The sequence below is a fragment of the Xanthobacter agilis genome (assembly GCF_021730435.1).
GTDB classification, from domain to species: Bacteria; Pseudomonadota; Alphaproteobacteria; order Rhizobiales; family Xanthobacteraceae; genus Xanthobacter; species Xanthobacter agilis.
In genome coordinates, this window is sequence record NZ_JABWGX010000004.1 from 206,949 (window position 1) to 226,441 (window position 19,493).

Annotated in this window: 17 protein-coding genes and 1 pseudogene; 16 read left to right on the plus strand and 2 right to left on the minus strand. The window is 68.8% G+C overall.

The window, feature by feature from the left end:
* Positions 1-75 precede the first annotated feature (75 nt).
* Genes HUW53_RS04445 through HUW53_RS04475 form a run of 7 tightly spaced genes read left to right on the plus strand, consistent with a single transcriptional unit; the run spans position 76 to position 5,711 of the window.
* Positions 76-630, plus strand: coding sequence for a Na+/H+ antiporter subunit E (locus HUW53_RS04445; RefSeq protein WP_237344535.1), 555 nt, complete (start codon positions 76-78; stop codon positions 628-630).
* The gene (locus tag HUW53_RS04450) at positions 623-907 is read left to right on the plus strand and encodes a monovalent cation/H+ antiporter complex subunit F (protein WP_237344536.1); all 285 of its coding nucleotides are present in this window, start codon (positions 623-625) and stop codon (positions 905-907) included. The genes HUW53_RS04445 and HUW53_RS04450 overlap by 8 nt, the downstream gene beginning before the upstream one ends.
* Entirely contained in the window at positions 904-1,254 is a 351-nt protein-coding gene (locus HUW53_RS04455) for a cation:proton antiporter (RefSeq protein WP_237344537.1), read from the plus strand. The genes HUW53_RS04450 and HUW53_RS04455 overlap by 4 nt, the downstream gene beginning before the upstream one ends.
* Positions 1,251-2,177: an MnhB domain-containing protein gene (locus tag HUW53_RS04460; protein WP_237344538.1), complete on the plus strand. Its 927-nt coding sequence runs from the start codon at positions 1,251-1,253 to the stop codon at positions 2,175-2,177. Before HUW53_RS04455 ends, HUW53_RS04460 begins: the two co-directional genes overlap by 4 nt.
* Complete coding sequence (locus HUW53_RS04465; RefSeq protein ID WP_237344539.1) at positions 2,174-2,539, plus strand: NADH-quinone oxidoreductase subunit K; 366 nt, start codon at positions 2,174-2,176, stop codon at positions 2,537-2,539. The genes HUW53_RS04460 and HUW53_RS04465 overlap by 4 nt, the downstream gene beginning before the upstream one ends.
* Positions 2,536-4,041: a complex I subunit 5 family protein gene (locus tag HUW53_RS04470; RefSeq protein WP_237344540.1), complete on the plus strand. Its 1,506-nt coding sequence runs from the start codon at positions 2,536-2,538 to the stop codon at positions 4,039-4,041. Before HUW53_RS04465 ends, HUW53_RS04470 begins: the two co-directional genes overlap by 4 nt.
* A complete protein-coding gene (locus tag HUW53_RS04475; protein ID WP_237344541.1) occupies positions 4,041-5,711 on the plus strand; it encodes a complex I subunit 5 family protein in 1,671 nt (556 codons plus the stop codon). Before HUW53_RS04470 ends, HUW53_RS04475 begins: the two co-directional genes overlap by 1 nt.
* Before the next feature lie 64 nt (positions 5,712-5,775).
* On the opposite strand, the gene HUW53_RS04480 is transcribed toward HUW53_RS04475, so the two are convergent.
* Positions 5,776-6,636 (minus strand): alpha/beta fold hydrolase, encoded by an 861-nt coding sequence (locus tag HUW53_RS04480; protein WP_237344542.1) that lies wholly within the window; start codon positions 6,634-6,636, stop codon positions 5,776-5,778.
* Positions 6,637-7,505: 869 nt separating this feature from the next.
* Here HUW53_RS04480 and HUW53_RS04485 point away from each other — a divergent pair.
* From HUW53_RS04485 to HUW53_RS04525, 9 genes and pseudogenes are all read left to right on the plus strand, one after another.
* Entirely contained in the window at positions 7,506-8,630 is a 1,125-nt protein-coding gene (locus tag HUW53_RS04485) for an efflux RND transporter periplasmic adaptor subunit (RefSeq protein WP_237344543.1), read from the plus strand.
* Positions 8,627-11,719 (plus strand): efflux RND transporter permease subunit, encoded by a 3,093-nt coding sequence (locus HUW53_RS04490; protein WP_307500186.1) that lies wholly within the window; start codon positions 8,627-8,629, stop codon positions 11,717-11,719. Before HUW53_RS04485 ends, HUW53_RS04490 begins: the two co-directional genes overlap by 4 nt.
* Positions 11,720-11,810: 91 nt before the next feature.
* Positions 11,811-12,836, plus strand: a complete 1,026-nt coding sequence (locus tag HUW53_RS04495; RefSeq protein WP_237344544.1) for a patatin-like phospholipase family protein — start codon at positions 11,811-11,813, stop codon at positions 12,834-12,836.
* Positions 12,837-12,838: 2 nt separating this feature from the next.
* Positions 12,839-14,302 carry a GntP family permease gene (locus HUW53_RS04500; RefSeq protein WP_237344545.1) on the plus strand — a complete coding sequence of 488 codons (1,464 nt, stop codon included), beginning with the start codon at positions 12,839-12,841 and terminating at the stop codon, positions 14,300-14,302.
* A gap of 27 nt (positions 14,303-14,329) precedes the next feature.
* A pseudogene (locus HUW53_RS04505) lies at positions 14,330-14,512 on the plus strand (YqhA family protein); the annotation flags it as partial.
* A 64-nt stretch (positions 14,513-14,576) separates the two neighbouring features.
* The gene (locus HUW53_RS04510) at positions 14,577-14,744 is read left to right on the plus strand and encodes a hypothetical protein (protein ID WP_237344584.1); all 168 of its coding nucleotides are present in this window, start codon (positions 14,577-14,579) and stop codon (positions 14,742-14,744) included.
* 114 nt (positions 14,745-14,858) lie between these two features.
* Complete coding sequence (gene gltS, locus HUW53_RS04515) at positions 14,859-16,079, plus strand: sodium/glutamate symporter (protein WP_237344546.1); 1,221 nt, start codon at positions 14,859-14,861, stop codon at positions 16,077-16,079.
* A gap of 166 nt (positions 16,080-16,245) precedes the next feature.
* Positions 16,246-17,298, plus strand: a complete 1,053-nt coding sequence (gene pyrC, locus HUW53_RS04520; RefSeq protein ID WP_237344547.1) for a dihydroorotase — start codon at positions 16,246-16,248, stop codon at positions 17,296-17,298.
* 179 nt (positions 17,299-17,477) lie between these two features.
* Positions 17,478-19,013 (plus strand): EAL domain-containing protein, encoded by a 1,536-nt coding sequence (locus HUW53_RS04525; protein WP_237344548.1) that lies wholly within the window; start codon positions 17,478-17,480, stop codon positions 19,011-19,013.
* 46 nt (positions 19,014-19,059) lie between these two features.
* Here the strand turns inward: HUW53_RS04525 and HUW53_RS04530 are convergent, their stop codons facing one another.
* Positions 19,060-19,485 (minus strand): VOC family protein, encoded by a 426-nt coding sequence (locus HUW53_RS04530; RefSeq protein WP_237344549.1) that lies wholly within the window; start codon positions 19,483-19,485, stop codon positions 19,060-19,062.
* Positions 19,486-19,493: the final 8 nt, after the last annotated feature.

The following is a 19,493-nucleotide window of genomic DNA, read 5'->3' on the forward strand; positions in this document are numbered from 1 at the left end:
CGCAGCTTTGATCTCGTGCGCGGGGCTGGGCTTTGCGGCCGTGGTCGGGGCGGCGCCGGCCACCGGGCGCGCGGCATGACGGCGGCGATGACCGGCGATGGTCCCGGCCCGTGGGTGCGGCGCCGCCCCACCCCCATGCAGCATGCGGTGCGCAGCCTTTGGTTCTTTCTGGCCTGGGTGGCGCTCGGTCGTGTGGGCCTGGTGGATCTCGTCGCCGGCCTGGCGACGAGCGTCGTGGTGGCACCGATCAGCCTGCGTCTGTTGCCGCCGGCGGCGGGCCGGAGGCGTGTGACCGCGCTCGGGGTCTTCGTGCTGCATTTCGTGCGCCGCTCGTTCGCGTCTGGCATCGATGTGGCGCGGCACGTGATGGATCCCGCGCTGCCGCTGGCGCCGGGGATGCTGGCGGTGGAGTGTGGTCTGCCGCCGGGGCTTGCCCGGCAGGCATTCGCCGCGACCATCAGTCTTCAGCCCGGTTCCCTGCCGGTGGGGGAAGAGGCCGATGCGCTGCTACTGCATGCGCTCGATCTCGACGGGCCGGTGCTGGAGGCGCTCGACGCGGATCTGGTCGTGTTTCTCGACGCCTTGGGGCAGGGCGAGGCGGCGCATGGGGAGGGGGACCGGCGTGGCTGATTTTCTTGTCGCGGCGGCCGGCGTTCTCCTGCTGATCGCCGCCACTGGCCTCCTGGGGGTGTGGCGCAGCGGTGCCGTGGGCCGGATGATGGCGCTGCAACTGCTCGGCACCTGCGCCATCGCCGTGCTGCTGCTGCTGGCCATTGCTCAGCAGGATGCGGCGGTGCTGGATGTGGCGCTGGTGCTGGCGGTGCTCGCCGCGTGCGCGGTGGCGGCGTTCCGCGCATTCGCGCTGCGCGGCCGGGGACGCGGGCCGGAGGGGAGGGGCGCGCCATGACCCTCGTCCTCGATATCTTCACCGTGGTGCTGGTCGCCGCCGGGCTGCTGTTTTTCATCGTCGGCACCGTGGGGCTGCTGCGCCTGCCCGATCCGCTCGCCCGGCTGCACGCCCTCACCAAGGCGGACAACATCGGCCTCGGGTTGCTGGTGCTGGGCCTTGTGCCCCAGGCCGTGGTCGCGGGCGGGGGGCTGGAGGCGGTCAAGATGGTCGCCATCTGGCTGCTGGTGCAACTGTCCTCCGGCGCGGTCTCGCAGCTGATGGGCGACGTGGCCTATCACGCCGCCATGACGGCGGACCCGGCTGCCCCCGATCGCTCCGCCCACGGGGAGGAACCCGCGCCGTGAGCCTGTTGCTCGATGCGATCCTGGCGCTCCTGGTCCTTGCGGCCGCCGTACGCGTTGCCGCCGGGGGCGACGGATTCGCGCGGGTGGTGGCCTTCATGGGGGTCGGGCTGCTGCTGGGGCTGATCTGGGTGCGGCTCGCGGCGGTGGATGTCGCGCTCACCGAGGTGGCGGTGGGCAGCGGCATCACAGGCCTGGTGCTGTTGCAGGCGGCGGCCGATGCGCCGCTCACCCGTGAGCGGGAGGTGGGGCTGCTCTATCATCTGTGCGCCGGGATGGTGGGCCTCGTGGTGTTCGCCGCCCTCGCGGTGGTGGTGCTGCTGCTGCCGGACCCGGCGCCAAGCCTGGCGCCCGATGTGGTGCGCGCCTTGCCCGCGACCGACCTCGGCAACCCGGTCACGGGTGTGCTGCTGGTGTTTCGCGCCCTCGATACGCTTTTGGAAACGATGGTGCTGCTGGTCGCCCTGATCGGGGTGTGGTCGCTGTCGCCGGATCGACATTGGCGCCGCGCGCCGGCTCCGTTGTGGCCGGCGCCGCCTTCGGGTGCGCTGGATTTCCTGGCGCGGGTGCTGGTTCCCATCGGTGCCCTGGTGGGCATCTACATGTTCTGGGCGGGGGCCGATGTGCCGGGCGGCGCGTTCCAGGGCGGGGCGGTGCTCGCGGCCATGGCCCTCATGGCGATGATGGCGGGGCTTAGCCCCGTGCCTGCCATCGGCGGCGCGGGGCTAAGGCTTGCCGTGCTCGCGGGGCCGTTCGCCTTCCTCGGCGTGGGCATCGCCGGCTGGTTCCTGGCCGGCGCCTTCCTTGATTATCCGGAGGGTTTCGAAAAAACCGTCATCATCGCGGTGGAGGTGGCCATCACCGTGTCCATCGCCGTGACCCTGGCGCTGCTGGTGCTGGGGCCGCCGATGGGGAGGAAGGCATGAGCGCGCCGGTCTTGTTCGGCCTTCTGGGCGCGGCGCTTTCGGCGGTCGGCGTCTATGGCCTGATGGTGGGGCGGGACGCGCTGGCGCGCATCCTCGCCTTCAACCTCCTGGGCGGTGGCGTGTTCCTGGTGTTCGGCGCGGTGGCGCGGCGCGGGGCGGGGGCGGGCTTCGCCGCCGATCCGGTGCCGCAGGCCCTGGTCATCACCGGCATCGTGGTGGCCTTCTCCGCCACCGCGCTCGCGGTGGCACTGCTGAAACGCCTCGCGGCGCTGCGGGCGCGGCCCGGCGCCGCGCCCGCCAAGGTGGCGGGTGCCCAGGCGGAAGGGACCAAGGGCCGGGTCCAGCCGGGGGGTGACGCGTGAGCGGCGCAGTCCTTTTCGCCTCCGCGGATGCGCTGCTGGTGGTGGCGGTGATCCTGCCGCTGTTCGCTGTGCCGGTGCTGTTCCTGGCGCCGTCGCGGATCGCGGAGCGCGCGACGGTGGTCGTGCTGGGGCTGTCGCTGCTCGTGGCCCTCGCCATCGCCGGCGGGGTGGGGCGCTCCGGCGCCGCGGCCGCGAGCTTCATCGGCGGCTGGCGCCCGCCGCTGGGCGTGGGGCTGCGGGCGGATGGCTTCTCCGCCTTCATGCTGGTGATGACGGCGGCGGTGCTGTTGGCCACCGGCCTGTTCGCGATGACCACGCCCGGCCGTTCGAGGGCCGGGGGCGAGCGCATGCCGCCGGCGTTCTGGATGCTGCTCGCGAGCGTCTTCAGCGCGCTGAACCTTGTGTTCCTGGCCGAAGACCTGTTCACGCTCTATGTGGCGCTGGAACTGCTGACCTTCGCGGCGGTGCCCCTGGTCTGCCTGGAGGGCAAGCTTGCCCAGGTGGAGGCGGCGCTGCGCTACCTGCTGTTCGCCTTGTTCGGCTCGCTGCTCTATCTGCTCGGGGTGGTGGTCATCTACGGGCTTTACGGCACGCTCGACATTATCCTGGTGGCGCGCGAAGCGACCGCCAGCCCCGGTTTCGTGCTGGCGCTGGCCCTGATGACCGCCGGCATGATGGCGAAGGCGGCCCTTTTCCCCCTGCACCTGTGGCTTCCGCCGGCCCATTCGGGTGCGCCGCCGGCGGCGAGCGCCCTGCTCTCGGCGGTGGTCATCAAGGCCCCCATCTTCCTGCTGGTGCGGTTCTGGCTGGACCTTGCCCCCTCCACCCTGGCGGTGGCGGTGGCGCCGATGCTGGCCGGGCTCGGCGCGGCGGCGATCGTGGTGTGCAGCCTCGTCGCCTTGGCGCAGCCACGGCTGAAGCTGCTGATCGCCTATTCCACGGCGGCGCAGATCGGCTACCTGTTCCTCATGTTTCCTCTGGCGGCGGCGTCGAGCCCCTGGAGCGCGCTGGCCTGGACCGGCGGGGCGCTGCACCTCGCCTCCCATGCCTTTTCCAAGGCGGCCATGTTCATGGCGGCCGGGCTGATCGCCGAGGCGCTGGGCCATGACCGCATCGCGGGCCTGTCCGGGGTGGGGCGGGTGGTGCCGGTGAGCCTGTTCGCGTTCGGCCTCGGCGGGCTCTCGCTCATGGGCCTGCCGCCGGCCGGCGGGTTCGTGGCCAAGGTGATGCTGCTGAGCGCGGCGGTTCATCTCGGCGCGTGGTGGATCGCGGCGGTGATCCTGCTCGGCGGGCTGCTGGCGGGCGGCTATGTGCTGAAGGTGGTGGTGCTGGCGCTGCAGCGCCCGGCCGAGCCGCTGGTGGCGCAGCCGGTGGCGCATTGGCGGGAATGGGTGGCCCTGGCCCTGGCGCTGGTGGCGGTGGGCTTCGGCTTCGTGCCGCTGGAGCCGTCGCACTTCCTCTTCATTGGCCGCCCGGCGAGCTGGGCGGGGATGGTGCCGTGATGGCGGGCCTGAGCGCGAGCGATCTGATGCTGCTGGCCGCGGTTCTGGTGCCGCTGGTGCTCGCCCTTGCCGCTATCAAGCCGTTCGTGCGGCGGCGGGTCGACGTGCTGCTCCTGGTTGCGCCGCTGCCGGGGCTGCTGGCCGCCGTAGCGGTCCCGCTGGGGCAATCGGTGCTGGTGGTGCCGTCGCCGTTCCGGCTCACCTTCGCCCTGGACCTGCCGGGCGCCGTGCTGCTGGGCGGCGCCGCGCTGCTGTGGCTGGCCGCGGGCGCCTATGCCGTCTGCTATCTGAGAAGCGACCCGGCGCGGGGCGCATTCTCGGTGTGGTGGCTGCTGACCCTCGCCGGCTCGTTCGCGGTATTCCTGGTGGCGGACGTGGCGAGCTTCTACCTCGCCTATGCGCTGGTGAGCTTTTCCGCCTTTGGCCTCGCCACCCATGACGACACCGTCGCGGCGCGCCGGGCCGGCCGGGTCTATCTGGCGCTCACCGTGTTCGGCGAGGCGCTGCTGATCGCCGCCTTCGTGATGCTCGCGGCCAGCGTCACCGAGCCCAATCCCCTGATCCGCGATGCGGTCGCGGGCCTGCCCGCCTCGCCTTGGCGGGGTGCCATCCTGGCGCTGTTGCTGGTGGGCTTCGGCATGAAGATGGGCCTGTTTCCGCTCCATGTCTGGATGCCGCTCGCCCATGCGGTGGCGCCGGTGCCGGGCTCGGCGGTGCTGTCGGGCATCGTGGTGAAGGCGGGGCTGATCGGGCTCATCCGCTTCCTGCCGGCCGGCACCCCATGGTTCGATTGGGGCGCCGGGCTGCTGGCGGCGGGCTTGTTCACCGCCTTCTACGGGGTGGCCATCGGCCTCACCCAGCGCCACCCCAAGAGGGTGCTCGCCTATTCCACGGTCAGTCAGATGGGCGTCGTGGCGGCTGTGCTCGGGGTGGGGCTGAAGACCGGCGACGCCACGGTGCCGGTCCTGGCCGCGTTCTACGGCTTCAACCACATGCTGCTGAAAGGGGCGATGTTTCTCACGGTGGGGGTGGCGGCGGCATGCCCGCGCCGGCGGTTGGTTCCGGTCCTCGTGGTGGCGGCGGTGCTGGGCCTCAGCCTCGCGGGGCTGCCCTTCACCGGCGGCGCGCTGGCGAAGTTCGCGGTGAAGGAGCCGGTGGGGGACGGGCTGGCCGGGCTGCTTCTCGCCCTCTCCGCCGTCGGCACCACGGTGCTGATGGCGCGTTATGTTCTGTTGCTGGCGGATGTCGGCGCCGGGGCCACGGCGACCGGCGGATCGGTGGCGCCGGGCCTGCGCGTGCCGTGGGCGGTGCTGAGCGCGGCGGCGGTGGGGCTGCCGTTCGCGCTGTTCACAGCGGTGACGGGCACGTCCCTTGCCCTGCTGTTCAGCCTCGACACCCTTATCAAGGGCCTGTGGCCGGTGGCGCTCGGCCTTGGGGTGGCGGCGCTGATCTATCAAAAGCCGCCGAAATTCGTGGAGGTGCCCGCCGGCGACATCCTGGTGGCGGCGGCGCCCCTGGCGCGGCTGTACCAGCACGTTCGGGATGGCGCGGTGCTGCTCGACACGCTGCTGCGGCGGTGGTCCACCGCCGCGCTCGCGCTGGTGCTGCTGGCGCTTGTGCTGGGCTACGTGATGGCGGGCGTGGCGTTTCCGCCGCATTCGGCACCGTGACGCCCCCGCGCGCGGGTGAGCGCGCGGCAGAGCGGGCAGTGGAGCGGGCAGCGGAGCGGGCGCCTCAGAACGCCAGCCCGCCGAGCCAGGCCCCGAAGAAGCCGGCATAAAGCTCCGGCGCCTCCACGTTCATGGAATGGCTGACGCCGGGCACCGCCACGAACCGGCAGTCCGGCATGGCATCGGCCATCAGCCGCAGGTCCGCCTCCTGGATCACCATGTCCATGGTGCCCCAGGCGATGAGGTGGGGGTGGCGGATTTCCCCCATGCGCGCCTTCAGTTCGCCGCTCTGGGCTTCCTTGGTGAGGGTTACCGGGGTGCCGTACCAGATGCCGTCCGAGACGGCGAAGGTCTGGTCCACGATGCGGTCGAACAGAGCGCCGCGGGCCCCCACCCCCGGCTTGAACCGCACCGGCCCCTTGGCGAAGCTTTCCGGCTCGAACAGGCTCATGCAGGTGGCGGCCATGATCTGCCGGGTGAGCGGCTTGCTTTTCTTCATCTGATCGAAATAGGCGGCCTTCTCCGGCGGGAAGTCGACGCTCTGCGGACCCACCGGAGAGAGTGAGAACACCCGCCCGAACCGGTCCGGCTGCTTCAGCAGCATGCGGGTGGCGATGATGCCGCCGGCGGAGTGGGTGGCCAGATGGCAGAAGGACACGCCCAGGGCGTCGAGGGCGCCGAGCATGTCGTCCGCGTGCTGGGCGATGGAATAATTGGAAAAGCAGGGCAGGGGCGTTGGCTTGTCGCTGTCGCCGCAGCCGCGCCAATCCACGGCGAGGGTGCGCACCCCCCGCGGGAAATGGGGCGCGGCCAGCTCGATCCAGTCCTTGCTGGCGAGATTGCCATGGATGAACAGGACCGTGACCTCGCCCTCGCCCCATTCGCGCCAGGCCAGCTCGACGTCCCCGACCGTGATCCGACCCATGTTCCTGCCCTTTCCGCCTTCGGCCACCCTGGGGCGCCACGGGGCGCCATGTGGAGTTCGTTTGCGCCGCGCAGGCGCTGCCGTGCCCGGCGAGTCGGACCGACGGTCGATCTTAACCGCAGCGGTTGCTGTTTGTTGAGCGGCAGCACCACGAGCGGCTGGCGTATCGCCCGGATCCGTCCGGGTGCAAACCGCTCGGTCACCCCCCGGGGCGGCGTGGGCCGTGGCCTGAACAACGGGGCTGTCGCTGGAGTTTTTCCAGGTCGATGCCATGGTCGTGGCGCCATGACGGACGATGTGGAATGCTTAAACGGGCGATGCGTATGCTCTCCCATGTGCCGATTTTGTACGGTTTACATGCATTTTTGCCGATGTGGAGGGTTCGAGCCCCTGTCGCACTCGTAGATCGTGGGCTCTTTTACATCCCATGAGCCCATCGAGCCGCAGTTGATGGTGTGGTGGAGGCTTGGCCTCTTTTCCGGCGGGGGGATTCCGGCGGCGATTTGGGGGCGTCAGTTTACGTTTTTCATTGGATCGGTTTCCGTTTTTCTCAGACGGCCATCGCCAATATGGAATAATTTCACATGGAATCGAAAGTCGAGCGGCAAGAACGGTGCGACTTTCGGCTTGGGGACCGGTGCGGTGGGATGTCTTTTCGTGTTGCTGCGATGCAAAAACGGCGCTATTGGAAGAGTTAAGCTCGTTATTGCTATGCTCGATCCGGGTTTCGTTGAAGATGGATTGCGTGCGGTCCCCATGTCAGGTTCCGTTTCCGGAATATGCCAGAGGCACCGGCGTCGAGTGGTCGTGAAGTACCGCGCGGTCGGAGGGGGACATTCGTGGGTGCGCAGATGACGGGATGGGGATCAATGGACACGTTCAGCCTGTGGGGGCTCCACACGGGCCGGCTGGCGCGGCTGGCCGCGCTCGGCCTCGTGGCGCTCGGCCTGTCGGCATGCGGCGAGGACAAGACCGAGGTCGCGCCGGAGATCCGGCCGGTGCGCACCATCGTCACCACCAATCGGGCGGCGGGCGAGGCCTTTTCCCTCACCGGCCATGTGGAGGCGGAGAACGAGGCCTCCTATGGTTTCCGCATCGGCGGGCGGGTCGTCGAGCGCCTCGTGAATGTGGGCGACCAGGTCAAGCCGGGCCAGGTGATGGCGCGGCTCGATCCGCAGAACGAACAGAATGCGGTGCGTTCGGCCCAGGCCGCCGTGTCGGCCGCCACCGCGAGCCTCACCCAGACCCGCAACCAGTATGAGCGCCAGCGCCAGCTGCTCGCCCGCGGCTTCACGCCGCGCGCCCAGTATGAGCAGGCCGAGCAGGCCTTTCTGAACGCCCGCTCCCAGGTGGAGGATGCGCAGGCCCAGCTCCAGATCGCCGAGGATCGCCTCGGCTATACCGAGCTGAAGGCCGACACCGCCGGCGTCGTCACCCAACGCCGGGCGGAGCCGGGCGAGGTGGTGCAGGCGGGGCAGACCGTGATCCAGGTGGCGCGCCAGGACGGCCGCGACGCCGTGTTCGAGGTGCCGGCCCAGGTGCTGGGCTCGACCACGGGTGATCCGGAGGTTCAGGTCAGCCTCACCAGCGATCCGGCGGTGACCGCCATGGGCCGCGTGCGCGAGGTGTCGCCCCAGGCCGATCCGGTCACGCGCACCTTCCGCGTGCGCGTCGGCCTCATCGATCCGCCCGCGGCCATGCGGCTCGGCACCACCGTGACCGGTCGCGTGGTGGTGGATCGCGGCCCGGTGATCGAGGTGCCCGCGAGCGCGCTGACGCGCCTCAACGACAAGCCGGCGGTGTGGGTGGTGGACCCCAAGGCCCACACGGTGAGCCTGCGCAACGTGGAGGTGCTGCGCTTCACGCCCGCCACGGTCGCGGTGGCCGAGGGGCTGAAGCCGGACGAGATCGTCGTCACCGCCGGCGTGCAGGCGCTGCATCCGGGGCAGAGGGTGCGCCTGCTCGGTGCCTCCGGCGCGGGGGCGAGGCTGTGAAGGGCTTCAATCTCTCCGCCTGGGCGCTGAAGCACCGCTCGGTCATCCTCTATCTGATGGCGATCGCGGTGGTGGCCGGGGCCATGGCCTTCAAGGGCCTCGGGCGCGCCGAGGACCCGACCTTCGTCATCAAGACCATGGTGGTGCAGGCCAATTGGCCGGGCGCGACGATCGAGGAGACGTTCAGCCAGGTGGCCGAGCGCCTGGAGCGCAAGCTCCAGGACGTGCCGAAGCTCGATTACCTCGAGAGTTATACCAGGGCCGGCGCCACCACGATCTTCGTGCATCTGAAGGGCTCGGCCACCGCCGCCGAGGTGCCGGACCTCTGGTACCATGTGCGCAAGAGCGTGGGCGACATCCGCCACACCCTGCCCCAGGGCATCGTTGGCCCGTTCTTCAACGACGAGTTCGGCGACACTTTCGGCATCATCTACGGCTTCACCGCGGACGGCTTCACCCAGCGCGAGCTGCGCGACCATGTGGAAGATATCCGCTCCGAGCTGCTGCACGTGCCCGACGTGTCCAAGATCGAGATCCTGGGCGCCCAGGACGAGCGCATCTTCCTCGAATTTTCCATGCGCGAGCTGGCCAGCCTCGGCATCGACCGTTCGGCGGTGCTGGCGGCGTTGCAGCGGCAGAATATCGTGCAGCCGGCGGGCGAGATCCAGACCAGCGCCGAGAACATGTCGGTGCGCGTCTCCGGCGCCTTCGGCTCGGAAGCGGACATCGCCAACGTCAATTTCGTGGTGCAGGGGCGCCTGATCCGCCTCGCCGACATCGCCACCATCCGGCGCGGCTTCGCGGACCCGCCCCAGCCCATGTTCCGGGTGAACGGCAAGCCCGCCATCGGTCTTGCCATCGCCATGCGGGACGGCGGCGACATCCTCGCCATGGGCCGGGCCATCGATGCCCGCATGAACCGGCTGATCGCCAACCTGCCCATCGGCATCGAGGCGCACCTTGTGGCCGACCAGGCGGTGACGGTGAACACCGCCATCGCCGAGTTCATGGAGAGCCTGTGGCAGGCCATCGCCATCATCCTGGTGGTGTCGTTCATCGCGCTCGGCGTGCGGGCCGGGGCGATCGTGGCGCTCGCCATTCCGCTCACGCTGGCGGTGGTGTTCGCGCTGATGCAGCTCGCGCACATCGACATGCAGCGGATCTCGCTCGGCGCCCTCATCATCGCCCTTGCGCTGATGGTGGACGACGCCATGACCACCACCGACGCCACCCTGACCCGGCTCGCCGCCGGCGACGACAAGGCGACGGCCGCGTCCTACGCCTTCAAGGCTTATGCCGCGGCCATGCTGGCGGGCACGCTGGTGACGGTGGCTGGCTTCGTGCCGGTGGGATTTGCCGCCTCGTCGGCGGGCGAATACACTTTCACCCTGTTCGCGGTGGTCACCATCGCGCTCCTGGTGTCGTGGATCGTGGCGGTGCTGTTCACGCCGCTGATGCAGGTGGCGATCCTGAAGGCGCCGCCGAAGGAGAGCGTGCCGGACCCGGACGCGCCGCCCAAGGGCGTGCTCGGCCTGTATCGCGCGTTCCTGGTCCTGTGCCTGAAGATGCGGTGGGCGACGGTGGCCGTCACCCTTGGCCTGTTCGTGCTCTCGGTGCTGGCGCTGCCGCTGATCCCGCGGCAGTTCTTTCCCTCGTCCGACCGGCCGGAACTGCTGGTGGACCTCGCCTCGCCGCAGAACGCCTCCATTTATGCCAGCGAGACCGTGGCGGAGGCGTTCGACACGGTGCTCGGGGGCGACCCGGACGTGGCGCGCTGGTCGACCTATGTGGGGCGCGGCGCCATCCGCTTCTACCTGCCGCTCGACGTGCAATTGCCCAACGATTTCTTCGCCCAGACCGTGATCGTGGCGCGGGACGTGGCGGCGCGCGACCGGTTGCGCAAGAAGCTGGAGAAGGTGCTGGCCGAGGACTTCCCGCAGCTCGTCTCCCGTATCGCGCCGCTGGAGCTCGGTCCGCCGGTCGGCTGGCCGGTGCAATATCGGGTGTCGGGTCCCAACATCGAGAAGGTTCGCGCCATCGCCTTCGATCTGGCGGCGGCGGTGGCCTCCAACCCGGATGCGGTGAAGGTCAATTACGACTGGATCGAGCCGGCCCGGCAGGTGCGCATCGCCGTGAACCAGGATGAGGCGCGCCTGCTTGGTCTCTCCACGGCCCAGCTCGCCCATGTGCTCAACACGGTGCTGAACGGGGCGCCGGTGACCCAGGTGCGCGACGACATCTACCTCGTCAACGTGGTGGCCCGCGCCACCGACGAGGAGCGGGTGTCCCTCGACACGCTGGCGAGCCTCCAGGTGCCGTTGCCGAGCGGGCGCACGGTGCCCCTGAGCCAGATCGCCAGCTTCCAGTTCGACCAGGAATACCCGGTGATCTGGCGGCGCGACCGGGTGCCGACCCTGACGGTGCAGGCCGACGTGAAGCCCGGCGTGCTGCCGGAGACGGTGGTGGAGGCCCTCGGGTCGAAGATCGAGGCCCTGCGCAAGACCCTGCCGCCCGGCTATGCCATCGCGGTGGGCGGCACGGTGGAGGAAAGCGCGGCCTCGCTCGCCTCGGTGATGGCGGTGGTGCCGGTGATGCTGCTTATCATGTTCACGGTGCTCATGTTCGAGCTCAAGAGCTTCCAGCGGCTCGTCATCGTGCTGTCGGTGGCGCCGCTGGGGCTGATCGGCGTGGTGGGGGCGCTGCTGCTGTCCGGGCGGCCGCTCGGCTTCGTGGCGATCCTCGGCGTGCTCGCCCTGATTGGCATGATCACCAAGAACGCGGTCATCCTCATCGGCCAGATCGAGGCGGACCGGGCGGCGGGCAAGAGGGTGTGGGACGCGGTGATCGCGGCCTCTTCGGCCCGCTTCCGGCCGATCATGCTCACGGCGGTCTCGACCGTGCTGGGCATGATCCCCATCGCGCCGACCGTGTTCTGGGGACCCATGGCATTCGCCATCATGGGCGGCCTCCTGGTGGGCACGTTGCTGACGCTCATCTTCCTGCCCGCGCTTTATGTGGCGTGGTTCGGACCGGACACGCCGCCCGAGCCGGCGGCGCAGGCGCAAGCGGGACAGGCCCTGGCGGCCTGACGGTCGGCAGGGGACGGAATTGAGGTCCGCCGCGCCGGCCGGGGTCCGCCTCGCCCGGCCGGCGGCCGCGGATTGCGAAGAGGGGTCGCGGATGGAACGGGAACCTGTGCTGGTGGACTTCGCCCTGCAGGGCGGAGGCTCCCACGGCGCCTTCACCTGGGGCGTGCTGGATCGCCTTCTTGAGGAAAGCTGGCTCGACATCGAGGGCGTGTCGGGCACGTCCGCCGGCGCCATGAACGCCGCGGTGCTGGCGGACGGCTTCGCCGCCGGGGGCCGCGAGGGCGCGAAAGCGGCGCTGGAGGGCTATTGGCGCCATGTCTCGGAGGAGGCGCGCTTCAGCCCGTTCCGGCGCACGCCGTGGGACAAGGCCATGGGCCGCTGGTCGCTGGATTCGGCGCCGGGCTTCCTGTTCATGGACCTGATGACGCGCGTGTTCTCGCCCTATCAGTACAATCCGCTCGGCCGGAACGCGCTGGCCCCCATTCTCGAAAAGCAGATCGATTTCGAGCGGCTGCGCACATCGCCCATCAAGGTCTTCATCACCGCGACCAACGTGCGCACCGGCCGCCCCAAGGTGTTCCGCAACGCCGACATCACCCCCGAGGTGCTGATGGCCTCGGCCTGCCTGCCGACCCTGTTCCAGGCGGTGGAGATCGACGGCGAAGCCTATTGGGACGGCGGCTATTCCGGCAATCCGACGCTGGCGCCGCTGGTGGGAGAGCTGAAGAGCGACGACACCATCCTCATCCCCATCAATCCGCTGGAGCGGCCGGGCACGCCCAAGACACCCACCGAGATCCTCAACCGCCTGAACGAGGTGTCGTTCAATTCGGTGGCGGTGAAGGAGCTTTACATGATGGCGCTGCTGCAGCGCCACGCGAGCCAGCTTTCCGGTGACAGCGAGGCTTGCGACTGGGCCCGCATGCGGGTCCACGTGGTGCGCAACCCGGTGATGAACGACCTCGGCTTTTCCTCCAAGCTTAATGCCGAGTGGGAGTTCTTGAGCTGGCTCAAGGACGAGGGGCGCAAGGCGGCCGAGGTGTTCCTCGCCGAGCACGGTCACGATATCGGCAAGGCCTCCACCGTCGATTTCGAGAAACTGCTGGCGGAGCTGTGAGCATGGGCCTTCTCGGCATCCTGGTCGGCCTCGCCGTCCTCATCTATTTCGCCTTCAAGGGCTCCTCCATCCTCATCATCGCCCCGCTGGCGGGGTTGCTGGTGGCGGCGTTCGCGGGCGAGCCCCTGCTCGCGAGCTGGACCCAGACCTTCATGCCGAACGCGGCGCAGTTCGTGTCGCAATTCTTCCCGCTGTTCCTGCTCGGGGCGGTGTTCGGCAAGCTGATGGAGGATTCCGGCTCGGTCACCTCCATCGCCCGCTTCATGACGCGGAAGCTCGGGGCCGAGCGGGCGGTGCTGGCGGTGGTGCTGGCGGGCGCCATCGTCACCTATGGCGGCGTCAGCCTGTTCGTCGCCTTCTTCGTGCTGGTGCCCATGGCGGTGGAGCTGTTCCGCGCCGCCCAATTGCCGCGGCGGCTGATGCCGGCGGCGGTGGCGCTCGGCACCACCACCTTCACCATGTCGGCCATGCCCGGCACGCCGTCCATCAACAATGCCATCCCCATGCCCTTCTTCGGCACCACGCCGTTCGCCGCGCCCGGGCTGGGCCTCATCGCCTCGGCGGTGATGCTGGGGTTCGGCCTGTGGTGGCTCAAGCGGGCGGAAGCCAAGGCGCGCGCCAGGGGCGAGGGGTTCGGCGGCCTCGCGCTCGACCCCGCCGAAAGCGTGGAGAAGGCGGCGGAAGACCCCATCGTGCGCGAGCGCGCCACCACCTCCGGGGCCTTCGACCCGGCCGAGATCGAGCACAGCGAGGGGAGCAAGGACGGCCCGTCGATTATGCTCGCGGCCCTGCCCATCATCGTCGTGGTGGCCGTCAACCTCTTGATGTCGTTCCTCATCCTGCCGCGGCTCGACGTGTCGTTCCTGGCCGAAGAGCGCTGGGGCGGGGTGACGCTGGCGGCGGTGGGCGGCGTGTGGTCGGTCATCACGGCGCTGATCGCGGCCATCGTCACGGTGATCGCCATCAACTTCCGCTCGGTGCCGGTGCTGCGTGCCACCATGGCGGCCGGTGCCCACGCCTCGGTGCTGCCCATATTGTCGGTGGCGAGCCTGGTCGGCTTCGGCGCCATCGTCGCCGCGACCCCGGCGTTCGAGGATGTGCGCAACTGGGTGCTGGGCATCGAAGGGGGGCCGCTGGTGTCGCTGGCGGTGGCCACCAACATCCTGGCGGCGCTCACCGGCTCGGCCTCGGGTGGCCTGACCATCGCGCTCGACGCGCTGGGGCCCACCTACATGACGATCGCCCAGGAGATCGGCATGGACCCGGCGCTGATGCATCGCGTGGCGGTGATCGGTTCCGGCACCCTCGACAGCCTGCCCCACAATGGTGCGGTCGTGACCTTGCTGTCCGTGTGCGGGGTGACCCACAAGGACGGCTACCTCGACATCGTCATGGCCGCCATCGTCAGCGCGCTGCTGGCGCTTGTGGTGGTGATCGCGCTGGGCACGATGGTGGGCAGCTTCTAGCGCGTTCTGCGTTCGCACCGGCCCCTGGTGTTGGCGTTCTGCCTGCAGCTGTGGGCGTTCCTGTGGCGCCTGCCCACCGCTAGCGAGACCGAGGTGCCGATGGCGCTGCTCTCGCTCATCGACCTGACGCTGGTGGGCGGGCTGCTCGTCATCATCATCTGCTCGGGCTACGAGAATTTCGTTGGCAAGATCGACCGCCGCCATGCCGAGGGCTGGCCGCTGTGGAGGCGGCGGGTGAGTTTTTCCGGCCTCAAGCAGAAGCTGTTCGCCATCCATGATGGCCATCGCCGGCATCACGCTGCTCAAGGCGTTGATGAAGCTGGAGACGAGCGTGAGCGAGGCGCAGGTGAAGTGGCTCGCCGTCGCCAACATCATCTTCATCTGCGGCTATGCGGTGCTCGCGATGACCAACCACGTCACCCATCGTCGCGAGAACGATTGAAGGCTCGTGTGACGCGGCAACGGGAAATTGTGCCGGCGGCGTCGCTGGCGGGGTGAGAAATTTGCCGGATTGTGCTTTTGTCCGGGCCTTGCTGCAAAACCCATCTGGAGACACATGCCGGCGACCTACGAGGCCCAGGGCCTGCTCACCTTCACCATCGCCATCCTGGTCTATTTCGTGGGCGCGGGGCTCAACAGCGTGATCGCGCCGCTGCGTCGCTGGAACATTCCGGAGGCGGTGACGGGCGGCCTGCTCGCGGCCACCTGCACGCTTGTCGCCTATCGGGTGTTCGGGCTCGCCATCTCCTTCGATCTCGCCGCGCGGGACATGCTGCTGCTGTATTTCTTCACGGGCATCGGCCTCAACGCGCGCCTCGCCGATCTTGTGACAGGCGGCAAGCCGCTCGCCATCCTGCTCGGGCTCACGGTGGTGTATCTCGGGGTGCAAAATGGGGTGGCCGTGGGCGCAAGCGCGGTCGTGGGGCTACCGGAGGGGATGGGGCCGCTGCTCGGCTCGGTGTCGCTCATCGGCGGCCACGGCACCACCATCGCGTGGGCACCGCTCATTTCCGAGCGGTTCGGCCTGACCAACGCACTCGAAGTGGGGATCGCCAGCGCCACCCTGGGCCTCGTGCTGGCAAGCGTGGTGGGCGGGCCGGTGGCGGGCGTCCTCATCAATCGCTTCAAGCTGCGTTCCGACGAGATCCTGGCGCCCATGGTGGGCCTGCCCGAGGACGATGTGGGTCCGGAGGCCGGCAAGGTCACCTACGACAACATCCTGAGCGTGCTCCTGGTGCTCAACATGGTCATCCTCATCGCCTATGGCCTGGAGGACGTGGTGGAGATGACCGGCATCAAGCTGCCCATGTTCGTGGTGTGCCTGCTGGTGGCCATCATCGTCACCAACACCGTGCCGGCGATATTGGGTCGCGGCGCCTGGGGCGTCGCCTGGCCGGCGCGGACTTCGGCCCTCGCCCTCATCTCCGACCTGTCGCTCAAGATCTTCCTCGCCATGTCGCTCATGAGCATGCAGCTCTGGACCCTGGGCGGCATCGGGCCGATGCTGGCGGTGGTGCTGGGACTTCAGACCGTGGTGGCGGTGGCCTACATCCTGTTCGTGGTGTTTCCGGCCATGGGCGGGAGCTATCAGGCGGCGGTGATCTCGGCCGGCTTCACCGGCATCAGCCTTGGCGCCACGCCCACCGCCATCGCCAACATGACCGCCGTGACCAAGACCCATGGTCCGGCGCCCACCGCCTTCATCATCCTGCCCCTGGTCTCGGCCTTTTTCATCGACATTGCCAATGCGATCGTCATCGGCTTCATGATCCGCTGAGACTTGGCGGGGACGCGGCCGCAAGGGGGCTTGCGTTAAGGGGGCTTGCGTTGTGCTGCCGTCCGTGGCGATTTCCGCGCTGAAGGCGAGCGCGTCCGGCGCGCCCGCAAGTGCCCCACTCCCAAGCGCCCCACTCCCAAGCGCCCAAGTTCTCGAGGGACCGATCATGGCCGACGCTTCCGCCCGCACGCTCACTCTTCGCCGTCCCGACGACTGGCATCTGCACCTGCGCGACGGGGCGGTGCTGAACGCGGTGGTGCGGGAGACGGCGCGCCATTTCGCCCGCGCCATCGTGATGCCGAACCTGGTGCCGCCGGTGGCGACGGGCGCCCAGGCCGCCGCCTATCGTGAGCGGATTCTTGCGGCGGTGCCGGCGGGCATGGATTTCACCCCCCTCATGACCGTCTATCTCTGCGAGGAGACCGATCCCGCCGACCTCAAGGCCGCCAAGGCCGCGGGCATCATCCATGCGGTCAAGCTCTATCCGGCCGGCGCGACCACCAATTCGGCCTCGGGCGTGCGGGACTTCTCCAAGGTGCAGAAGGTGTTCGACACCATGGCCGAGATCGGCCTGCCGCTGTGCGTGCATGGGGAGGTGACCGATCCGGCGGTGGATATCTTCGACCGCGAGGCGGTGTTCATCGAGCGGGTGCTGGAGCCCCTGCGCCGCCGCACGCCGGGCCTCAAGGTGGTGCTGGAGCACATCACCACCCGCGAGGGCGCCGATTATGTGCGCCAGGGCGGGGACGACATCGCCGCCACCATCACGGTGCAGCACCTCATCATCAACCGCAACCACATCCTGGTGGGTGGCATCAAGCCCCATTATTATTGCCTGCCAGTGGCCAAGCGCGAGGAGCACCGCCTCGCGGTGCGCGCCGCCGCCACCTCGGGCGACAGCCATTTCTTCTTGGGGACCGACAGTGCGCCCCATCTCGACCCGGCCAAGGAAAGCGCCTGCGGCTGCGCCGGCTGCTACACAGCCACCAACGCCCTTTCGGCGGTGACCGAGGTGTTCGAGCAGGACGGGGCGCTGGACCGGCTGGAAGCCTTCATCTCGCTCAACGGCCCGGCGTTTTATCGGCTGCCGCCGAACGATGCGCGCATCACCCTCACCAAGGGCGAGGCGGTGGACTATCCGCGCAAGATCGCGACCGAAGCCGGTCCGCTCACGGTGTTCGATCCGACCTTCCCGCTGCACTGGTCGGTGGCCGAGTGATCTGAGGGCGGCAACTGGCGCGTGTTGGTACTTTAGTGCTACTTGGGAGTTCTGGGGCCACCATCTGGCGGGTTGGCGGGGGACGCCCAGGTGAGGACAGATCCGGATCGTTCCGCGCTTGTCAGATCAGACGCGGCGCGAAGCGGAGGCGGGCGTCGATCGCAGAGGGAGCTGCGGCCATGGGCCAAATGCGGACCACGTGGGCGGATCGCGTCACCATTCTGGCGTTTGCCGCAGTGGGCTGCATTTTGTTCCTCGCGATCGGGCAAGTCACGCTGCTGGAACTCTCCTGGCCGCAGCTGGCGGCCTATCTTGACAAGGTTCTTGATCGCTCCGTCGCCGTCGCGCGCGCCGGCATCGACACCATCGCCGTCATAGATCGGAGCGGGGCGGAGATCTGTTCCGCCTCGGACCTCGGGAACATGCGCTATGAGCTGTTCTTGAACGAATACCTCAGCGATATCGGGCGGACCGTCGGCAACCGCATCCTGTGCTCGGCGGGCTGGGGGCAACTGTCCAATTCGGTCGCGTTGCCGGAACCTATTCGACGCCAGACGAGCGGCACCGAGCTTTGGGCCAATGCCCGCAGCCCTCTTGATCCGCGTCTGGTCGTTGACATGGCCCGTCGCGGCTCGGTCATCGTGTTCACCTCACCCAGCGCGTTCAAGCCCTTTGAAGGATCGGACGGGACCCTCGCGGCATTGGTGGTCACCCACGATGGGCGCCATGTCTTCCGGGCTTTCGGCGACACGCGCGGGCTGGGGGCGCGACTGACGGCGGCTCAGCCGGGGTTTGAGTTCGGCCCCCGGATCACGGCCGTCTCATGCGCGGGGACATTCGACATCTGTGTCGTGGCGGCCCTTTCAAACGTCAACATCCTGCGTCAGCCGGCGCCCATCTGGCTCGGTATCGGCGCCGCGGGGGCGGTGACTGCGGGGTGTGTCGGCATGGTGCTGGTGCAGCGCCGGCGCGTGCTCGCGTCGTTGCCGCAGCAGATCCGGCGGGCGGTGTCCCTTGGGCGCCTCACCATGGCCTATCAGCCGCTGGTGCGCCTGAGCGATCGACGGATGGTCGGAGTGGAGGCCCTGGCCCGGCTGACCGACGACCGGGGCCGGCCCATACCGCCGGACATCTTCATCGCCATCGCGGAGGAGAAAGGCTTTATCGGCGTGGTCACCCGCAAGGTTATCAGCCTGACCCTGACGCAGATGCGCGGGCGGCTGACGGGAGACGAGGCGTTCGATGTCCATATCAACTTCGCCGTCACCGATTTGCTGGACGACAGGCTCCTGACCTACCTTGACGGCGAGGTCTCGCGTCTGGGTATTTCCCCGGCGCGCGTCGTGATCGAGCTGACCGAGCGCTCGACGGCCGAGCATGACCGCCTGCGCGAGGCGGTCGAGACGCTGCGGCGGCGTGGCTACAAATTCTTCATCGACGACTTCGGCACCGGCTATTCCAACCTCGCCTATCTCGCCCGCTTGCCCATCAATGGCATCAAGATGGACAAGATGTTCACGAAAGCCATCGGCAAGGCAGCGGCCAGCTCCGCTATTGTCGACACCATTTGCGCAACCGCGCGGAGCTTGAATGTCGAGCTTGTGGCCGAGGGCGTGGAGGAGCCTGAGCAGGCCGCGCGCATTCTCGAGCTCTTCCCCAGGGCGGTCGGCCAAGGCTGGCTGTTCGGCAAGCCGGTGCCGGCGGAACACTTGTGAGACGGTCGGCCGGGCCGCGCCCCACGACCGAAGACAGGCCGACGCCTCAATGGGCGAAGACCCCCGCGAAGTCCTTGAAGCCCTTGATCTCGATGGGATTTCCGCACGGGTCGAAGAAAAACATGGTGCGCTGTTCGCCGGGTTCGCCCTCGAAGCGGATAATGGGCGGAATGTCGAAGGCGATACCGGCCTGCTGCAGGCGATCGGCGAGCGCGAACCAGTCGTCGAGGGGCAGCACCGCGCCGAGGTGGGGCATCATCACCATGTGCTCGCCCACCTTGCCAGTGCGGGTGACCGGGAACGGCGTGCCCAGGTGCAGCGAGATCTGGTGGCCGAAAAAGTCGAAATCCACCCAGGTGTCGGTCGAGCGGCCCTCCGCGCAGCCCAGCACCCCGCCATAGAAGCGGCGGGCGGCATCGAGGTCGGTCACATGGAACGCGAGGTGAAACAAGGCCTTGGCGGGAACGCTCATGGGGGGCT